Origin of the sequence: Herbidospora cretacea (genome assembly GCF_001570605.1) — a bacterium.
In the GTDB taxonomy this organism is placed as follows: domain Bacteria; phylum Actinomycetota; class Actinomycetes; order Streptosporangiales; family Streptosporangiaceae; genus Herbidospora; species Herbidospora cretacea.
The window spans coordinates 70,133-85,611 of record NZ_BBXG01000011.1; the positions used below are offsets into that span (position 1 = coordinate 70,133).

The window sequence follows — 15,479 nt, forward strand, 5'->3', positions numbered from 1 at the left end:
ACGGGGTGCTTACGTGCGGAAACCGCCTCGGAAGCCGCTGCGAACGGATCCGTCGGCGGGTCGATGGACGCTTCGGCGTTCCGCACGCCTCGCTCTCCTCCGGCTCAGGGGAAACTCCCTTCAGTTAACCCTAAAGCACCCTCTTCTGGATATGTCGCGAAAACATGAGGTTCAGCCAGTCAGGGGTCATGTCAAGGGACTGTAGCCGACTGATTCCCGGCCAGACATCGGACTTCTCATAGCGAAGCCAGCAACGGGAGGGCCACGTCTGTCAGGGAACTGTCATGTCTCATTCGCCTCAGTCATGACAGCGGATGAAACAGATCTTCGATTAGCGACAGCACCATTCCGGCGCCATATGACATGCCGGGGTTGGGATCCATGTCAAAGGCAAGCATTACGGTGCGAGACGGGCACGGACGGATGACACCGGACGCCCGGAAAGCCCCAGGATGTCAAAGGCGGCGGATGCCTCGTGGACCAGCGACAGCCGCTCGACCGCTGGAGAACCTGACCGTCGCGGCGGACACGGCCAAGCGCGGCCCTCCGCCAAACCTCGTCCGTTGCGGCGTGGAGCCGGAGCGGGTGGTTGGCGCCGGACACGGCGGAGAGCCGGGGCGGCGGGCGGGGCCGGCCCGGCGGAGCCGTAACGGAGAAGAAGGCTTGTGAATGGGTGGCCGGGGTCAAAGGGCCGGCCACCCATTTGGGGCTATTCGCTCGCGCCGAGCTTTTCGAGGATGAGGGCGCGGGCGCGGCCGGCGTCGGCCTTGCCGCGGCTGGCCTTCATGACACCGCCGACCAGGGCGCCGACGGCGGCGATCTTGCCGCCGCGGATCTTGTCGGCCGCGTCGGCGTTGTCGGCGATGACCTGGTCGATGATGGCCGAGAGCTCGCCCTCGTCGTTGACGATCTTCAGGCCGCGGGCCTCGACGACCTCGTCGGGCGAGCCCTCACCGGCGAGCACGCCTTCGAGGACCTGGCGGGCCAGCTTGTCGTTGAGCGCGCCCGACTTCACCAGCTCGGTCACCCGCGCGATCTGCGCCGGGCTGATCGGCAGCTCGGCCAGGGAGACGCCGTTCTCGTTGGCGCGGCGGGCCAGCTCGCCCATCCACCACTTGCGCGCGTCGGCCGCCGGGGCCCCGGCCTCGACCGTGGCCTCGACCAGGCCGAACGCGTCGGCGTTGTGCATGGCGGCCATGTCGAGGTCGCTGACCCCCCACTCGGCCTGCAGCCGCGCGCGGCGGACCGACGGCAGCTCGGGCAGCTCGGCCTTGAGCTGCGCGACCCACGCCGGGTCGGGCGCGATCGGGACCAGGTCGGGCTCGGGGAAGTAGCGGTAGTCCTGCGCCTCCTCCTTCGAGCGGCCGGAGGTGGTCAGGCCGGTGTCCTCGTGGAAGTGGCGGGTCTCCTGGATGATCCGGCCGCCCCCGGCCAGGATCGCGGCCTGCCGCTCGATCTCCCCGCGCACCGACCGCTCGACGCTGCGGAAGGAGTTGACGTTCTTGGTCTCGGTACGGGTGCCCCACTCGGTGGAGCCGCGCGGCATCAGCGAGACGTTGACGTCGCAGCGCATCGAACCCTGGTCCATCCGGACATCCGAGACACCGAGGGCGCGCATGACCTCGCGCAGCTCGGTCGCGTAGGCGCGGGCGACCTCGGGGGCCAGCCGGTCGGTGCCCTCGATGGGCTTGGTGACGATCTCGACGAGCGGGATGCCGGCCCGGTTGTAGTCGACGATCGAGTGGTCGGCGCCCTGGATGCGCCCGGTCGCGCCACCGACGTGGGTCGACTTGCCGGTGTCCTCCTCCAGGTGGACGCGCTCGATCTCGATCCGCACGGTCTTGCCCTCGACGGTGATGTCGAGGTAGCCGTCGAAGCAGAGAGGCTCGTCGTACTGGCTGATCTGGTAGTTCTTCGGCATGTCCGGATAGAAGTAGTTCTTCCGGGCGAACCTGCACCACTCGGCGATCGAGCAGTTGAGCGCGAGACCGATGCGGATGGTCGACTCGATCGCCGCCGCGTTGGCGACGGGGAGCGCGCCGGGGAAGGCCAGGCAGGTCGGGCAGACGTGGGTGTTCGGCGGAGCGCCGAAGGTCGTCGGGCAGCCGCAGAACATCTTCGAGTGGGTGCCGAGTTCGACGTGGGTCTCCAGGCCGAGCACCGGCTCGAACCTCTCCAACGCCTCGTCGTACGGCATGAGTGTCGGCGTGTCAGCCATGCTGGTAACCCAGTCCTTCCAGAGCTTTGATCATGTCGGCCCACCACTGCCGGAAGGACGGCACCTTCTTCAGCACGGCGATATCAGCCGCTTCGGCCATATTGATGTAGAAATCCCGCATAACGCCGGTCTTGCCAGGGTTCATCCCAGCGTCGTTCTTGAGCAGAGCCGCCAGGAGAGCCTTGGGGTCGGCACACCGCTCCACACCCTCCCCCACCGGGATGTCGGTCTTCGGTCTGCGCAGGCACAGGACCGTCGACAGCGCGGCGACATCGGCGAGAATCCACGCCTCCGTCTCCCGGATCGGGACCACCGTGACCATCGGCTCGGGTGTGCCGATCGCCTCCCAGGCCTCCCGCATTCGCCGGATCACCTCGTCGGACTTCGACGCCGGGGCGCCGTCGTGGTGATAGAGGACCACGTCGTAGGTGCCGCGCTCAGCCTCGAGTGCCTTGATCACACTGTCGGGGTGCTGGTTGCCCGCCCGGGTCAGGCTGCGGATGTCCTGGACCTCTCGGCACGCCGGGAAGTTCTCGATGACCAGGATCTCCAGAGCCCGGCGCAGCAGGATCGGGAGAAACCAATCATCGGTGGGACCCTCACGGACGGGGACACAACTGACGCTTCTCACCCGACCGGCTCCTCGATTCCGGCCCGGAACCGATCGAGCTCGGAGTCGGTGACACGAGCCCATCGCTCGTTTTCGACAGCGGCCGGACCGCCCTCGTCACGTAGTCGCCGCACCCTGGTGACCCTGCTCGGAACACCGTTTTCGATGATCGTGGTCATGTCGAAATAGGCGATGTTCCGAGGCGGCACGACGTCGAGGACCACTGGCGAATGACTGGTGAAGATCACCTGCCGGTCCCCGTCGAGTTCCTGCGCGATGCCGAGCAGTTGGCGCAGCCGGTCGGGAAACACCCCGTTCTCCGGCTCCTCGATGGCCACCAGGCCGGTGTCGTGCAGAGCGGCGAGTACCGCGAGCATGCGGAGAGTGCCGTCTGAGGCCAGTTCAGCGCCAATCCGGGCGTGGTATTGGCTGGAGAACTCGATGCGCACGTCACGCCGGGCTTCATCGACGACGACGTCGAAACCGGTCACCTCACGGACCAGCCCCACGAGCCGCATGCTGATCTCTTGGAGCCCAGCCCCCCGGGGGAACTTGACGCCCGACTCGATCGCCAATCTTCGGAGGAAGTTGGGGAGGTTCCGGCCGCTCTGTTCGAGTAGCGACCCGCCCCCGACCTGGCTCGGCAGACGCAAGGCGCCAGCTTCGAGATGCAAGATGGTGATATTGCGAAGTTCGCGCCAGATCATCCGCGCGAAAGCGAAGCGCGTCTTGGGTTCCCTGGGACCGAACATCGTGAAATCCATCTCGATGTCCGCCCAACGTCCTCCGTGGTCGGAGCCTTCGACTCGTTCGCTCTCGACGACGATGCCTTCCAGCCCGTCGTCCTGCAGACCCCACGCGAACACGACTTCATAGCGGGCGCTCTGGTGGAACCTGACCGAGAACCTCATTCGGTCGACGACTCCGCCGTCACCGGTCTGCCGGAACAGACCACGCGCGTCACCACGTGTGAGTGCGACCGCGCTTTCCATGCCCCTGGTCACCGCAGCGGAGAGAAACGACAGAGCGTCCAGAAGATTGGATTTGCCGCTCGCGTTGGTGCCGATGAGGACGAGGAAGGGCGGCACGTCGAGCGCGAAGTTCTCGAACGACTTGAAGCCGTCGATCTCGATGCGAGTGATCATGCCGCCCTCCTTCCCTGTTTCTCCAGGGTCGCCTACAGGGCCGGGGCCTTGGACAGCAGCGGCCCGCCCCACCGGGACTCGAACGCGCGCTCCACCGCGGCGCCGACGCGGTAACACCGGTCGTCACCAAGAACGGGCGCCATGATCTGCAGACCGACCGGCAGCCCGTCTTCGTCAGCCAGACCACACGGCACCGACAGCGCCGCGTTCCCCGCCAGGTTCGACGGAATGGTGCACAGGTCGGCCAGGTACATGGCCATCGGGTCGTCGGCCCGCTCTCCGATCGGGAACGCCGTCGTCGGCGTCGTCGGCGAGATCAGCACGTCCACGTGCTGGAACGCGGCGTCGAAGTCACGGGAGATCAGCGTGCGGACCTTCTGCGCCGACCCGTAGTAGGCGTCGTAGTAGCCGGAGGAGAGCGCGTAGGTCCCGAGCATGATGCGCCGCTTGACCTCGGGCCCGAACCCGGCCGCCCGGGTCAGCGCCATGACCTCTTCGGCCGAGCGCGTGCCGTCGTCGCCCACCCGCAGCCCGTAGCGCATCGCGTCGAACCGGGCGAGGTTCGACGAGCACTCCGACGGGGCGATCAGGTAGTAGGCGGGCAGCGCGTAGGTGAACGAGGGACACGACACCTCGACGACCTTGGCCCCCAGCGATTCGAGCAGCTCGACGGCCTCCTGGAACCGGGCGAGAACGCCGGGCTGGTAGCCGTCGCCGCCGAACTCCTTGACCACGCCGACGGTCAGCCCGGCGACGTCGCCCTGCCGGGCCGCCTCGACCACAGACGGAACCGGCTGGTCGATCGAGGTCGAGTCCATCGGGTCGTGGCCGGAGAAGGCCTCGTGGAGAAGGGCCGCGTCCATGACGTTGCGGGCGAAGGGCCCGGGGGTGTCGAGCGAGGACGCGAACGCGATCAGCCCGTAGCGGGACGAACCGCCATAGGTCGGCTTCATGCCGACGATGCCGGTCACCGCGGCGGGCTGGCGGATGGATCCGCCGGTGTCCGTGCCGGTGGAGAGGGGTGCCTCGTAGGCGGCCACGGAAGCCGAGGCGCCGCCCGAGGAGCCGCCGGGGATCCGGGTCAGGTCCCAGGGGTTGTGGGTGGGGCCGTAGGCCGAGTTCTCGGTGGACGAGCCCATCGCGAACTCGTCGAGGTTGGTCTTGCCCAGGATGACCAGCCCGGCCTCGCGCAGCCGGCGCGTCACCGTCGCGTCGTAGGGCGGACGCCAGCCTTCGAGGATCTTCGACCCGGCCGTGGTCGGCATGTCCTTCGTGGTGAAGACGTCCTTGTGGGCGATCGGCACTCCGGCCAGCGGGCCCAGCTCCTCGCCGGCGGCCCGGCGGGCGTCGACAGCGGCGGCCTGGGCGAGCGCGGCTTCGGCCCCGACGTGCAGGAACGCGTGGACCCGGTCCTCCACGGCGGCGATCCGGTCGAGGTGGGCCTGCGCCACCTCGACGGCGGAGACCTCGCCGGAGGCGATCAGGGAACCCAGCTCGGCGGCGGTCTTCTTGATCAGCTCGCTCACGCCTCCTCCCCGAGGATGCGGGGCACCCGGAAGCGGTCGTCCTCGACGGCGGGAGCGCCGGAAAGGGCCTGCTCCGGAGTGAGGCTGGGGGCGACGACGTCAGGCCGGAACACGTTGGTCAGCGGCAGCGCGTGGGAGGACGGCGGGATGTCGGCGGTGGCGACCTCCGCGACGCGGGCGACCGCGCCGACGATCTGGTCGAGCTGGGCGGCGAAGTGGTCGAGTTCCTCGTCGGCCAGCGCCAGCCGGGACAGCCGGGCCAGGTGAGCGACCTCTTCGCGGGTTATGGCAGACATAAGTCGTTTAACCCGATTCCTGGGTGGAGTGTGGACACCTCATCCTAGGGCGCTGCGCCCACCCTCCTCGACGCGATCAGATGCGATCAGACGTGATCAGTCGACGGTGGAGGTGGCCATCGGCAACCGCATCCGCGACCGCAGCCACACGACGGCCTCCTCGGCCGGCATGGGCTCGGCGAGCCACCAGCCTTGCCCGGCGTGGCAGCCCATGCCGCGCAATTGCGCGGCGATGTCGGCCGATTCGACCCCTTCGGCCACGGCCCGCAATCCGAGCGAGCGCACCAGGTCGATGATCGAGCGCACGATCCGCTCGTCGTCGGCAGACTCGCCCAGTTTCCGGACGAACGAGGCGTCGATCTTGACCTCGTCGACCTGCAGGCGCTGCAGCCGTACGAGGGTCGAGTAACCGGTGCCGAAATCGTCCAGCGCAAGGGGGACGCCCAGTTCCGCCAGCGTGCGGATGGTGTCGGCCGAGTAGGCCTGGTCGGTCATCAGGATGCGCTCGGTGACCTCCAGGTGGATGGCCTTGGCGGGCAGCGAATACCGGGCCAGACCGGCCGAGAGCTGATCGGGGAGACCGGAGTCGAGCAGGTCGCGGGCCGAGACGTTGACCGAGATCGGGACCTCCAGGCCGGCGTGCCACCAGCGGGCGGCCTGGGCGAGCGCCTTGGCGATCACGTACTGGGTGAGCTCGCGCATCAGATACGACTGCTCGGCCAGCGGGATGAACTCGGCGGGCGAGACGGGGCCGCGTACCGGATGCCACCAGCGCAGGAGCGCCTCGACGCCCTCGACGCGGCCGTCCAGGAGGGCCACCTTGGGCTGGTAGTGCAGGTCGAGTTCGGCGCCGTCGATGGCCCGGCGCAGGTCGCCGAGGAGGCTGAGGCGTTCCGGGGAGTTGCGGTCGCGTTCGGCGACGTAGAACTCGACGCCGGAGCGGGCCTCCTTGGCCATGTACATCGCCACGTCGGAGCGCTGGAGCAGCAGCTCGAAGTCGGGCGCGTGGTCGGGGTAGAGGGCGATGCCGATGGAGGCGTCGAGGTCGAAGGTCATCCCTTCGAGCCGCACCGGTTCGGTCAGCGCCACCCGCAGCCGCGAGGCCACCTCCTTGGCCGCCTGGGCGTCCCTGATCTGCGGCAGCAGCACGGCGAACTCGTCGCCGCCCAGCCGCGCCACGACGTCACCGGGCCGCACGGAATGGGTCAGCCGGTGGGCCACGATCTGGAGCAGCAGGTCGCCGACCGGGTGTCCCAGGGTGTCGTTGACCTCTTTGAACCGGTCGAGGTCGAGCAGGAACAGGCCCACCCGTTCATCTTCACGGGCCTCGGCAAGCGCTTCCTCCGTACGGAGAATGAGCAGTTTCCTGTTCGGGAGCCCGGTCAGGCCGTCGTGCATGGCCTGGTGGTCGCGCCGCATCGACAGCGTGGCGGTGAAGTAGACGGCCGCGAGCGGCGCGACGAACAGCGGGACCAGCCCGGCGGAGTGCTCCATGACCACCACGACCAGCGGCGCGAGCCCGAGCAGCGCGCCGTAGACGAGCCCCTGGGGCAGCAGCGAGGTCTTCAGCACCCGGATGACGCTCTTGCGCTCGTGCAGCGCCACCGCGCCACACACCAGCAGGCCTCTGACCAGGAAGTACGCCAGCCCGGCGAGCAGGATGGCCGGGATGTCGGCGCCGCTGGGCGTCCAGGTGCTCATGGGCCGGGGGTGCACGCCGAACATGCCGAACGTCACGGCGGCGGCCAGGCAGGCGAGCGTCACCTGGGCGATGTTGAACGCGATCCGGTGCCAGGCCCGCTTGTGCACCAGCCCGCTGACCAGCATCGCGACGGCCTGCATGATCGCGGCGGCGGACAGCCCGTAATGCATCAGCACGGCGAACGTGAACATCGTCGAGGTGGGGGTGCCTCCGACGAGCGCGGACGAACTCACCATCACCGGCCGCAGCTCGCCCAGGAAGACGAGCGCGACCAGCACCCAGAAGAGCGGTTCGCCGGCGAGGAGCGCCAGCTCCGGGCCGCCGAGCCGGACACTGGCGACCATGAGGGCGGTCAGCCCGATCGTGATGATCGCCGCGAAGTAGGTCCACAGGGGCGAACCGAGCCTTGGTCCGGCGTCCCGTGTGTCGGGCGGCGCGGAGGCACGGCCGGTCGGCCCGGTCGAATCGCCAATCTCAGGACATGGCATGAGATGGCGCGCAATTGCAGTCATCGTTGAGAAACCCCCCAAGAGGTCACTATGGGAGGGTACGGCCTACGGGCCACTTCGCGAAACCGCTTGGGCACGTTCCGTTACGGGATATTTCATGCGATGAGTTGATCTAGCGCCTTCGCATTGAAAGTTTCAGATGCCCGGATAGCCGTTTCTGCCGTGTTGCCTGGGTGTTTCGTGTTGGACACCCGGCCTAATCGGGTCTGGGCCTTCAAGTGGCCCCCACATCGATGGTTAGATCGCCGCAACCTGGTGGGAGCGCTCCCACATTCTGGGACGGAGTATCTCATGTTACGAAGAAGATCCTGGACGGCCGCAATCACCGCCGCCGTCGCCGCCCTGGGAATGGGCGCCGCGATGCTCACCACGTCAGCCGCCAACGCGGCCGACTCGGTGTTCTACGTCGACCCGGACACGAGCGCCGCCCGGTGGGTGGCCGCCAACCCGAACGACTCCAAGACGGCCGTCATCCGCGACCGCATCGCCGCCGTCCCCCAGGGGCGCTGGTTCACCACCACGAACACCTCGACGGTCCGCTCGCAGGTGAGCACCTACGTGGGCGCCGCCGCGGCCCAGGGCAAGATCCCGATCATGGTCGTGTACAACATCCCCAACCGTGACTGCTCCGGCGCCTCGACGGGCGGCGCCCCCAACCACACGGCCTACCGCGCCTGGGTCGACGAGGTCGCGGCCGGCCTCCAGGGCCGCCCGGCCTACATCATCCTCGAGCCCGACGTCCTGCCGATCATGACCAGCTGCATGAGCAGCCAGCAGCAGAGCGACGTGCGCGCGTCGATGGCCTACGCCGGCAAGAAGCTCAAGTCGGGATCGTCGCAGGCCAAGGTCTACTTCGACATCGGCCACTCGGCGTGGCTGGGCGCCCAGGAGGCGGCCAACCGGCTCCTCCAGTCGGACATCGCCAACTCGGCCGACGGCATCTCCCTGAACGTGTCCAACTACCGGACCACGTCGGAGTCGGTCGCGTACGCCAAGAACGTCATCGCCGCGACGGGCATCTCCCGCCTGAAGGCCGTCATCGACACCAGCCGCAACGGCAACGGCCCGCAGGGCAGCGAGTGGTGCGACCCGCCCGGCCGCGCGACCGGGACCTGGAGCACGACCGCCACCAACGACTCGGCGATCGCCGCCTTCCTGTGGATCAAGCTCCCCGGCGAGGCCGACGGCTGCATCGCGGCCGCGGGCCAGTTCGTCCCGCAGCGCGCCTACGACCTGGCGATCGCGGCTCCCTACACCCCGCAGCCGACCCCGACCCCGACTCCGACGCCCACTCCCACCCCGACGCCGACCCCCACGCCGACACCGACCCCGACTCCGACGCCCACCCCGACCCCCAACCCTGGTGGCAAGGCGTGCACGGCGACCTACACGCTGATCAACCCGTGGGGCGGCGGCTTCCAGGCTGAGGTCACGGTCCGCAACAGCGGCAGCGTCGGCCTCACCGGCTGGCGCGTGAACTGGACGTTCGCCAACGGCCAGACCATCACCCAACTGTGGAGCGGCTCCCACACCCAGTCGGGCGGCAACGTCCAGGTGACCAACCTCAACTGGAACGGCAACCTCGCCCCGAACGCCAGCACCAACTTCGGCTTCACCGCCAACACCGGCAGCACCAACACCAACCCGTCGGTGACCTGCACGGCGCTCTAACCCAAGAACGCTGCGGGCCGCACCGAACCACACCGAGGCCCCCGCAGACCGAGGCCACCCTTCCCGGCCCAGAAGCCCGGGACGGGTGGCCTCTTCCATTAGCCCTCGACGACCGCCATCCCGCGCGCCGCCTCGACCCCCTGCGTCAGCAGCACCCGGAACCCCTCCTCCGTCAGGATCGGCACCTTCAGCGTCACCGCCTTGTCGTACTTCGACCCCGCGTTCTCCCCCACCACCACGAAATCAGTCTTCTTCGACACCGAGGACGTCACCTTCCCGCCCCGGGACGTGATCGCCTGCGAGGCCTCGTCCCGGCTGAACTCGGCCAGGGTCCCCGTCACCACGAAGGTCAGCCCGGCCAGGGTCTGCGGCGCCCGGTCGACCGGTTCGGGGTCCTCCATCACGACCCCGGCCGCCTTCCACCTGTCCACGATCTCGCGGTGCCAGTCGACCTCGAACCACTCCTTGATCGTCTCGGCCACCCGCCCGCCGATCCCCTCGACGGCGGCCAGTTCCTCGAGAGAGGCGTCGGCCACCGCCTGCACCGAGCGGAACTCCCCGGCCAGCGCCCGCGCGGTCGGCGGCCCGATGTGCCGGATCGAGAGCGCCACCAGGACCCGCCACACCGGCGCGGCCTTGGCCTTCTCCAGGTTCTCCAGCATGGTCAGCGCGTTCTTGCTCGGCGCGCCCGACTTGGTGGCGAAGAAGGTCACCACCTTCTCCTCGCCGGTGGCGGGGTCGATCTTGGCCAGGCCGGAGTCCTGGTCGCGGACGTAGGACTCGATCGGCAGCAGCTGCTCGATGGTCAGATTGAAGAGGTCGGCCTCGGTGCGGACGACCGGCTCCTGTGGCGGCAGCGGCTGCGTGAGGGCGGTGGCCGCGACGTATCCGAGCCCCTCGACGTCGAAGGCGTCACGACCGGCCGCGAAGAAGATCCGCTCACGGAGCTGCGCGGGGCACGCGCGGGCGTTGGGGCAGCGCAGATCGGCGTCGCCCTCACGCTCGTAGGCCAGCTCGGTGCCGCACTCGGGACAGTGGGTCGGCATCACGAACGCCCGCTCGCCGCCGTCGCGGAGATCGGCCACCGGCGCCACGATCTCGGGGATCACGTCGCCGGCCTTGCGCAGCACGACGGTGTCCCCGATCAGCACGCCCTTGCGCACCACCTCGGAGGCGTTGTGGAGGGTCGCCCGCTCGACCGTGGACCCGGCCACGACGACGGGCTTCATCAGCCCGAACGGCGTCACCCGGCCCGTGCGGCCGATGTTGACCTTGATGTCGAGCAGCTTGGTCGTGACCTCTTCCGGCGGGTATTTGTAGGCGATCGCCCACCGGGGCGCCTTGCTCGTCGAACCGAGCTGCCGCTGCACGTCGACGCGGTCGAGCTTCACCACCACGCCGTCGATCTCGTATTCGGTGTCGTGGCGGTGTTCGGCGTAGTGGTCGACGAACTCCTGCACCTCCTCCATCGTCGCGACGACCCGGTAGCGGTCGCTGACCGGCAGGCCGAACGACTTCAGCCGGTCGTACATCTCCGACTGGGCCTTGGGCGCCGCGGCGCCCTCCCACTTGCCGACCCCGTGGACGATCATCCGCAGCGCCCGCTGCGCGGTGATCCGCGGGTCTTTCTGCCGCAGCGACCCGGCGGCGGAGTTGCGCGGATTGGCGAAGGGGGGCTTGCCCGCCTCCATGAGCTGCTCGTTGAGCTTCTCGAAGCCCCAGACGGGCAGGTAGACCTCGCCCCGGACCTCCATCAGGTCGGGCACGTCGTCGCCGGTGAGCCGTTGGGGCACGTCGGAGATGGTCCGGACGTTGGGGGTCACGTCTTCGCCGACCGTGCCGTCGCCACGGGTGGCGGCCCGGATCAGCCGCCCCTTCTCGTAGACCAGCGCGACCGCCAGCCCGTCGATCTTCAGCTCGCACAGGTAGGGCGCGGGATCGCGCTCGGCGAGCCGGGCCGCCCGCGCCTGCCAGTCGGCCAGATCGGTCGCGTTGAAGGCGTTGTCGAGGCTCTCCAGCTTCTGGAGGTGCTCCACGGCGGTGAAATCGGTGGAGATCGGCGCGCCGACCCGCTGCGTCGGCGAGTCGGGCGTGCGCAGCTCGGGCCGCCGCTCCTCGATCGCGAGGATCTCGCGCATCCAGGAGTCGTATTCGGCGTCGCTGACCGTCGGGGAATCGCGCACGTAGTAGCGGAAGCTCGCCTGTTCGATCAGCTCCGCGAGCTCCGAGTGCCGCCTGCTGAGCTCGGCCTCTTCCGGAGTCGGCTCCGGCGCGATTCCCTCGGTCATGGACAGCAATCTAGCGCCGCCCACCGACTTTTCCGTGCTCAGCCGCCCTGTGCCCAGACCCCCTCATAGGCGGAGCAATGTCCGCCAACCCCCTTGGAGGTCCCCCGGCAGACCTGCGCCTCGACGCTGAGGACATGTCCGGTTCTGAGGGCGACCGTGCGCCATCCGGCCTTGCAGTTCTTGTATGACTTCCGCACCGTCTTGCCCTGATCCGTCAGGTACCGGAATCGCACCCATGAGCACGAACCGCCCGCCGTGGCGTCGTACAGCCGGCCCGTGATCTTCAATCCGGCCGACGTGCCGACGATTTTGCCGTTCGTGACCTTGCCCTTGCCGTCGGCCGACTTCACCGGCCCCCAGTGCCACGTGTCCGCGGCGGCCGGGGAAGCGGTGAGGAGGAGGGCGGCGACGACCGCGCCCGTGGTGAGAAATATCCGCATAGAGGAAGAGATATCGGTTCGCACTTGCAATCGAATGGAAGAACTTCTTCTCCGTTACGGCTCCGCCTGCCCCGGCCCCGACCGCCGCCGTGACCACGGCCCGCACCCGGCGCCGACCGGCCGCGCACTCGTCCCGCCGCGACGGCGATCACTCCTCCTCCGGGTCCTCCCGCAGCACCCGGGCCGCCTCGCGGCACTTGGCCAGCGCCGCCCGCGCGTAGGAGGGCGAGCCCCCCGCCAGCCCGCAGGCGGGCGTCAGCACGACCTGGTGCGCCAGCCCTTCGGGCCCGAAGCCCAGCCGCCGCCACAGCTCCAGCGCCGGTTTGGCCACCACCCCGACATCGGGCAGCCGGCTGTCGGTCCCGGGGACGACGCCGAGGAAGAACGCGATCCCGGCCTCGATGGCCGTCCCGATGAGGTCCTCGTCGCGCCGCCGCATGAGCCCGGCGTCGATCGAGATCCCCTTGGCCCCGGCCGTCTGGATCACCTTGAACGGCACCGAGGGCGCGCAGCAGTGCACGATGGGGAACTCGGCGACAGAGAGCACCTGCCCGAGCCCGGCGGCGGCGATCGACCCGTCGACCGCCGCGAGACGCCCGAACCCCGACGCGGTCGGCACCGTCCCGGTCAGCACGCCGGGCAGCCCCGGCTCGTCGACCTGCACCACGAGAGTGGCCCCCGGAACCCGTTTCCGCACGTCGGCGATGTGCTCCGTCAGCCCCTCGGCCAGCGACTCGGTCACATCCCTGACCGCCCCGGAGTCGGCGAGGATCTTGTCGCCGTAGCGCAGCTCGACGGCCCCGGCGAGCGTCCACGGCCCGCAGACCTGGATCTTCAGCGGCCCGCTGTACCCCTGGGCGACCTCCTCCAGCGCGTCGAGATCCCGGAGCAGATGATCACGCGCCCGCTTGTGGTCGCGGCCCGGCCGGTCGGCCATCCGCCAGCCCGAGGGCTGGACCTCGGCGGGAAGGTCGACCAGCAGCGCGGCGGTACGCCCGATCATGTCCGCCCCCACCCCGCGCGCCGGCAACTCGGGCAGATAGGGCATCGGCAGCTCACCGAACACGGTCCGGAGCGCCTCGAAATGATCTTCGCCGGGATGGGAGCCGACCCCGGTCGCGGCGGCCTGGTCCCATGGGTACGCATGCACGGGGTCTAGCTTAGGAACTATGAAGCTCACCAAACTCGGCCATGCCTGCTGGCGCTTCGAGAAGGACGGCCGCACGTTCGTCCTCGACCCGGGCAGCTTCAGCGGGACCGGCCTCCTCGACGACGCCGAAGCCGTCCTCATCACCCACGAGCACGCCGACCACGTCGACCAGAACCTGATCAAGTCGGCAGGCGCCGACCTGGAGGTCTGGACCTGCAACGGCGTCACGACCGCCCTGGGCGAGGTCCCCGTCAAGATCCAGACCGTCCGCGAGGGCGACGTCTTCGACGTGGCCGGCTTCTCGGTCCGCGTCATCGGCGAATGGCACGCCCCGACGGTCCCCGACGCCCCGATCATCCAGAACATCGGCTTCCTGATCGACGACCGCGTCTTCTACCCGGGCGACGCCCTGACCGTGCCGAACGTGGCCGTGGAGACTCTCCTGGTCCCGTCGAACGCGCCGTGGCTCCGGGTGTGGGACTTCGTCGAATACCTGCGGGCGGTCCATCCGGACCACGCGTTCTCCACCCACGACGGCCTGGTCAACGAGATCGGCTCAGGCATGATCGACAACTTCCTGGCCATGGAGGGCAAGAGCCAGAAGTCCGACATGCGCCGCCTCAAGCCCGGCGAGTCGATCGAGTTCGCCTGACCTGCCCCTGATCAGACGTCGCGGCGCGCGGCGGAAGCGGCTGCCCGGCGCCGGACGCGGTGCGCTCCGGGGCCGGCGGGCGGGGCCGGGGTAGGCGGAGCCGTAACGGAGAAGGCTTTGAAACCGGGCGCGACCCCGCCCCAGCCCGAAGAGAACACCCCAGCCCGGCGCGAGCAGAGAAACCGCAGATCAGGCTGCCGAGGCGATCGTCGCCGAGCCGATCACCGTGTCGCCGTGGTAGAGCACCGCGCCCTGACCAGGCGCGACGCCGCTCGCGGGGGCGTCGAGGGTGATGCGGACGTCGCCGTCACCCACCCGGACCCGGGCAGGGTAGACCTCGCCGTGGGCCCGCAGCTGCACCAGGCACCCCAGCTCGCCGTCGGGCGCGTCGATCGGGCCGTTCCAGACGGGCTTGGTCCCGACGATCGAGGTCACCTCGAGCGCCGCGCGGGGCCCCACGGTCACCGTGTTGGACACCGGCTCGATCGACAGCACGTAACGCGGCCGCCCGTCGGCGGCCGGCCGGTCGATGCTCAGGCCCTTGCGCTGCCCGATCGTGTAACCGAACGCGCCGCCGTGGGTCCCGACGACCTGGCCCGACAGCGCGTCGACGATCGGCCCCTCGGAGGCTCCGAGCCGGTCGGCGAGGAACGCGCGGGTGTCGCCGTCGGCGATGAAGCAGATGTCGTGGGAGTCGGGCTTGTCGGCCACGGTCAGCCCCCGGCGGGCGGCCTCGTCGCGCACCTGGGCCTTGGTCGAGTCGCCGAGCGGGAAGATCGCGTGGGAGAGCTGCTCGCGGGTCAGCACCCCGAGCACATAGGACTGGTCCTTGCCCTCGTCGGGCGAGCGCCGTAGCACCCCGCCCTCCAGCCGGGCGTGGTGCCCCGTCGCGACGGCGTCGAAGCCGAGCGCCAGCGCCCGGTCGAGCACCGCCTCGAACTTGATCTTCTCGTTGCAGCGCAGGCACGGGTTGGGCGTCCGCCCGGCGGCGTATTCGGCCACGAAGTCCTCCACCACGTCGCGGTGGAAGCGCTCGGCCATGTCCCAGATGTAGAAGGGGATGCCGATCACGTCGGCGGCGCGGCGGGCGTCGCGGGAGTCCTCGACCGTGCAGCAGCCCCGCGCGCCGGTGCGGTAGGACTGCGGGTTGGACGACAGCGCGAGGTGCACACCCGTCACGTCGTGGCCCGCCTCGGCGATGCGGGCGGCGGCCACGGCCGAGTCGACGCCGCCGGACATCGCGGCGAGCACGCGCAGAGGCTTGAATTCCAT

The 15,479-nt window shown here is 69.4% G+C and carries 12 protein-coding genes; 2 read left to right on the forward strand and 10 right to left on the reverse strand.

Features of this window, described 5'->3' with window-relative positions; all coding sequences use genetic code 11:
• Positions 1-709 precede the first annotated feature (709 nt).
• The 6 genes from gatB to AW270_RS22425 form a co-directional block, all read right to left on the reverse strand.
• Complete coding sequence (gatB, locus tag AW270_RS22400) at positions 710-2,218, reverse strand: Asp-tRNA(Asn)/Glu-tRNA(Gln) amidotransferase subunit GatB (RefSeq protein ID WP_061297086.1); 1,509 nt, start codon at positions 2,216-2,218, stop codon at positions 710-712.
• Positions 2,211-2,849, reverse strand: coding sequence for a DUF4276 family protein (locus tag AW270_RS22405; protein ID WP_061297087.1), 639 nt, complete (start codon positions 2,847-2,849; stop codon positions 2,211-2,213). Before AW270_RS22405 ends, gatB begins: the two co-directional genes overlap by 8 nt.
• Positions 2,846-3,973, reverse strand: coding sequence for an AAA family ATPase (locus AW270_RS22410; RefSeq protein WP_061297088.1), 1,128 nt, complete (start codon positions 3,971-3,973; stop codon positions 2,846-2,848). Before AW270_RS22410 ends, AW270_RS22405 begins: the two co-directional genes overlap by 4 nt.
• Positions 3,974-4,005: 32 nt before the next feature.
• Complete coding sequence (gene gatA, locus AW270_RS22415; RefSeq protein ID WP_061297089.1) at positions 4,006-5,499, reverse strand: Asp-tRNA(Asn)/Glu-tRNA(Gln) amidotransferase subunit GatA; 1,494 nt, start codon at positions 5,497-5,499, stop codon at positions 4,006-4,008.
• A complete protein-coding gene (gatC, locus tag AW270_RS22420; protein ID WP_030456557.1) occupies positions 5,496-5,795 on the reverse strand; it encodes an Asp-tRNA(Asn)/Glu-tRNA(Gln) amidotransferase subunit GatC in 300 nt (99 codons plus the stop codon). The genes gatA and gatC overlap by 4 nt, the downstream gene beginning before the upstream one ends.
• Positions 5,796-5,891: 96 nt before the next feature.
• Positions 5,892-7,985 (reverse strand): putative bifunctional diguanylate cyclase/phosphodiesterase, encoded by a 2,094-nt coding sequence (locus AW270_RS22425; RefSeq protein ID WP_061297090.1) that lies wholly within the window; start codon positions 7,983-7,985, stop codon positions 5,892-5,894.
• A gap of 312 nt (positions 7,986-8,297) precedes the next feature.
• Here AW270_RS22425 and AW270_RS22430 point away from each other — a divergent pair, with 312 nt between their 5' ends.
• Entirely contained in the window at positions 8,298-9,677 is a 1,380-nt protein-coding gene (locus AW270_RS22430) for a glycoside hydrolase family 6 protein (protein ID WP_061297091.1), read from the forward strand.
• A gap of 98 nt (positions 9,678-9,775) precedes the next feature.
• Here the strand turns inward: AW270_RS22430 and ligA are convergent, their stop codons facing one another.
• From ligA to AW270_RS22445, 3 genes are all read right to left on the reverse strand, one after another.
• Positions 9,776-11,965, reverse strand: coding sequence for an NAD-dependent DNA ligase LigA (ligA, locus tag AW270_RS22435; protein ID WP_061297092.1), 2,190 nt, complete (start codon positions 11,963-11,965; stop codon positions 9,776-9,778).
• A gap of 38 nt (positions 11,966-12,003) precedes the next feature.
• Complete coding sequence (locus AW270_RS22440; RefSeq protein ID WP_061297093.1) at positions 12,004-12,405, reverse strand: hypothetical protein; 402 nt, start codon at positions 12,403-12,405, stop codon at positions 12,004-12,006.
• Between the two features lie 148 nt (positions 12,406-12,553).
• Positions 12,554-13,555 (reverse strand): methionine synthase, encoded by a 1,002-nt coding sequence (locus tag AW270_RS22445; RefSeq protein ID WP_061297094.1) that lies wholly within the window; start codon positions 13,553-13,555, stop codon positions 12,554-12,556.
• Positions 13,556-13,574: 19 nt separating this feature from the next.
• On the opposite strand from AW270_RS22445, the gene AW270_RS22450 reads away from it, so the two are divergent.
• Positions 13,575-14,207 carry an MBL fold metallo-hydrolase gene (locus AW270_RS22450; protein WP_061297095.1) on the forward strand — a complete coding sequence of 211 codons (633 nt, stop codon included), beginning with the start codon at positions 13,575-13,577 and terminating at the stop codon, positions 14,205-14,207.
• A gap of 189 nt (positions 14,208-14,396) precedes the next feature.
• On the opposite strand, the gene mnmA is transcribed toward AW270_RS22450, so the two are convergent.
• Positions 14,397-15,479 carry a tRNA 2-thiouridine(34) synthase MnmA gene (gene mnmA / locus AW270_RS22455; protein WP_275477768.1) on the reverse strand — a complete coding sequence of 361 codons (1,083 nt, stop codon included), beginning with the start codon at positions 15,477-15,479 and terminating at the stop codon, positions 14,397-14,399.

Excerpts from the sequence above, each read along its gene's own strand:
- gatB (WP_061297086.1), bottom strand. The coding sequence starts at position 2,218 with ATGGCTGACACGCCGACACTCATGCCGTACGACGAGGCGTTGGAGAGG.
- AW270_RS22410 (WP_061297088.1), bottom strand. The coding sequence starts at position 3,973 with ATGATCACTCGCATCGAGATCGACGGCTTCAAGTCGTTCGAGAACTTC.
- gatC (WP_030456557.1), bottom strand. The coding sequence starts at position 5,795 with ATGTCTGCCATAACCCGCGAAGAGGTCGCTCACCTGGCCCGGCTGTCC.
- AW270_RS22425 (WP_061297090.1), bottom strand. The coding sequence starts at position 7,985 with ATGCCATGTCCTGAGATTGGCGATTCGACCGGGCCGACCGGCCGTGCC.
- AW270_RS22430 (WP_061297091.1), top strand. The coding sequence starts at position 8,298 with ATGTTACGAAGAAGATCCTGGACGGCCGCAATCACCGCCGCCGTCGCC.
- ligA (WP_061297092.1), bottom strand. The coding sequence starts at position 11,965 with ATGACCGAGGGAATCGCGCCGGAGCCGACTCCGGAAGAGGCCGAGCTC.
- AW270_RS22440 (WP_061297093.1), bottom strand. The coding sequence starts at position 12,405 with ATGCGGATATTTCTCACCACGGGCGCGGTCGTCGCCGCCCTCCTCCTC.
- AW270_RS22450 (WP_061297095.1), top strand. The coding sequence starts at position 13,575 with ATGAAGCTCACCAAACTCGGCCATGCCTGCTGGCGCTTCGAGAAGGAC.
- mnmA (WP_275477768.1), bottom strand. The coding sequence starts at position 15,479 with ATGGAATTCAAGCCTCTGCGCGTGCTCGCCGCGATGTCCGGCGGCGTC.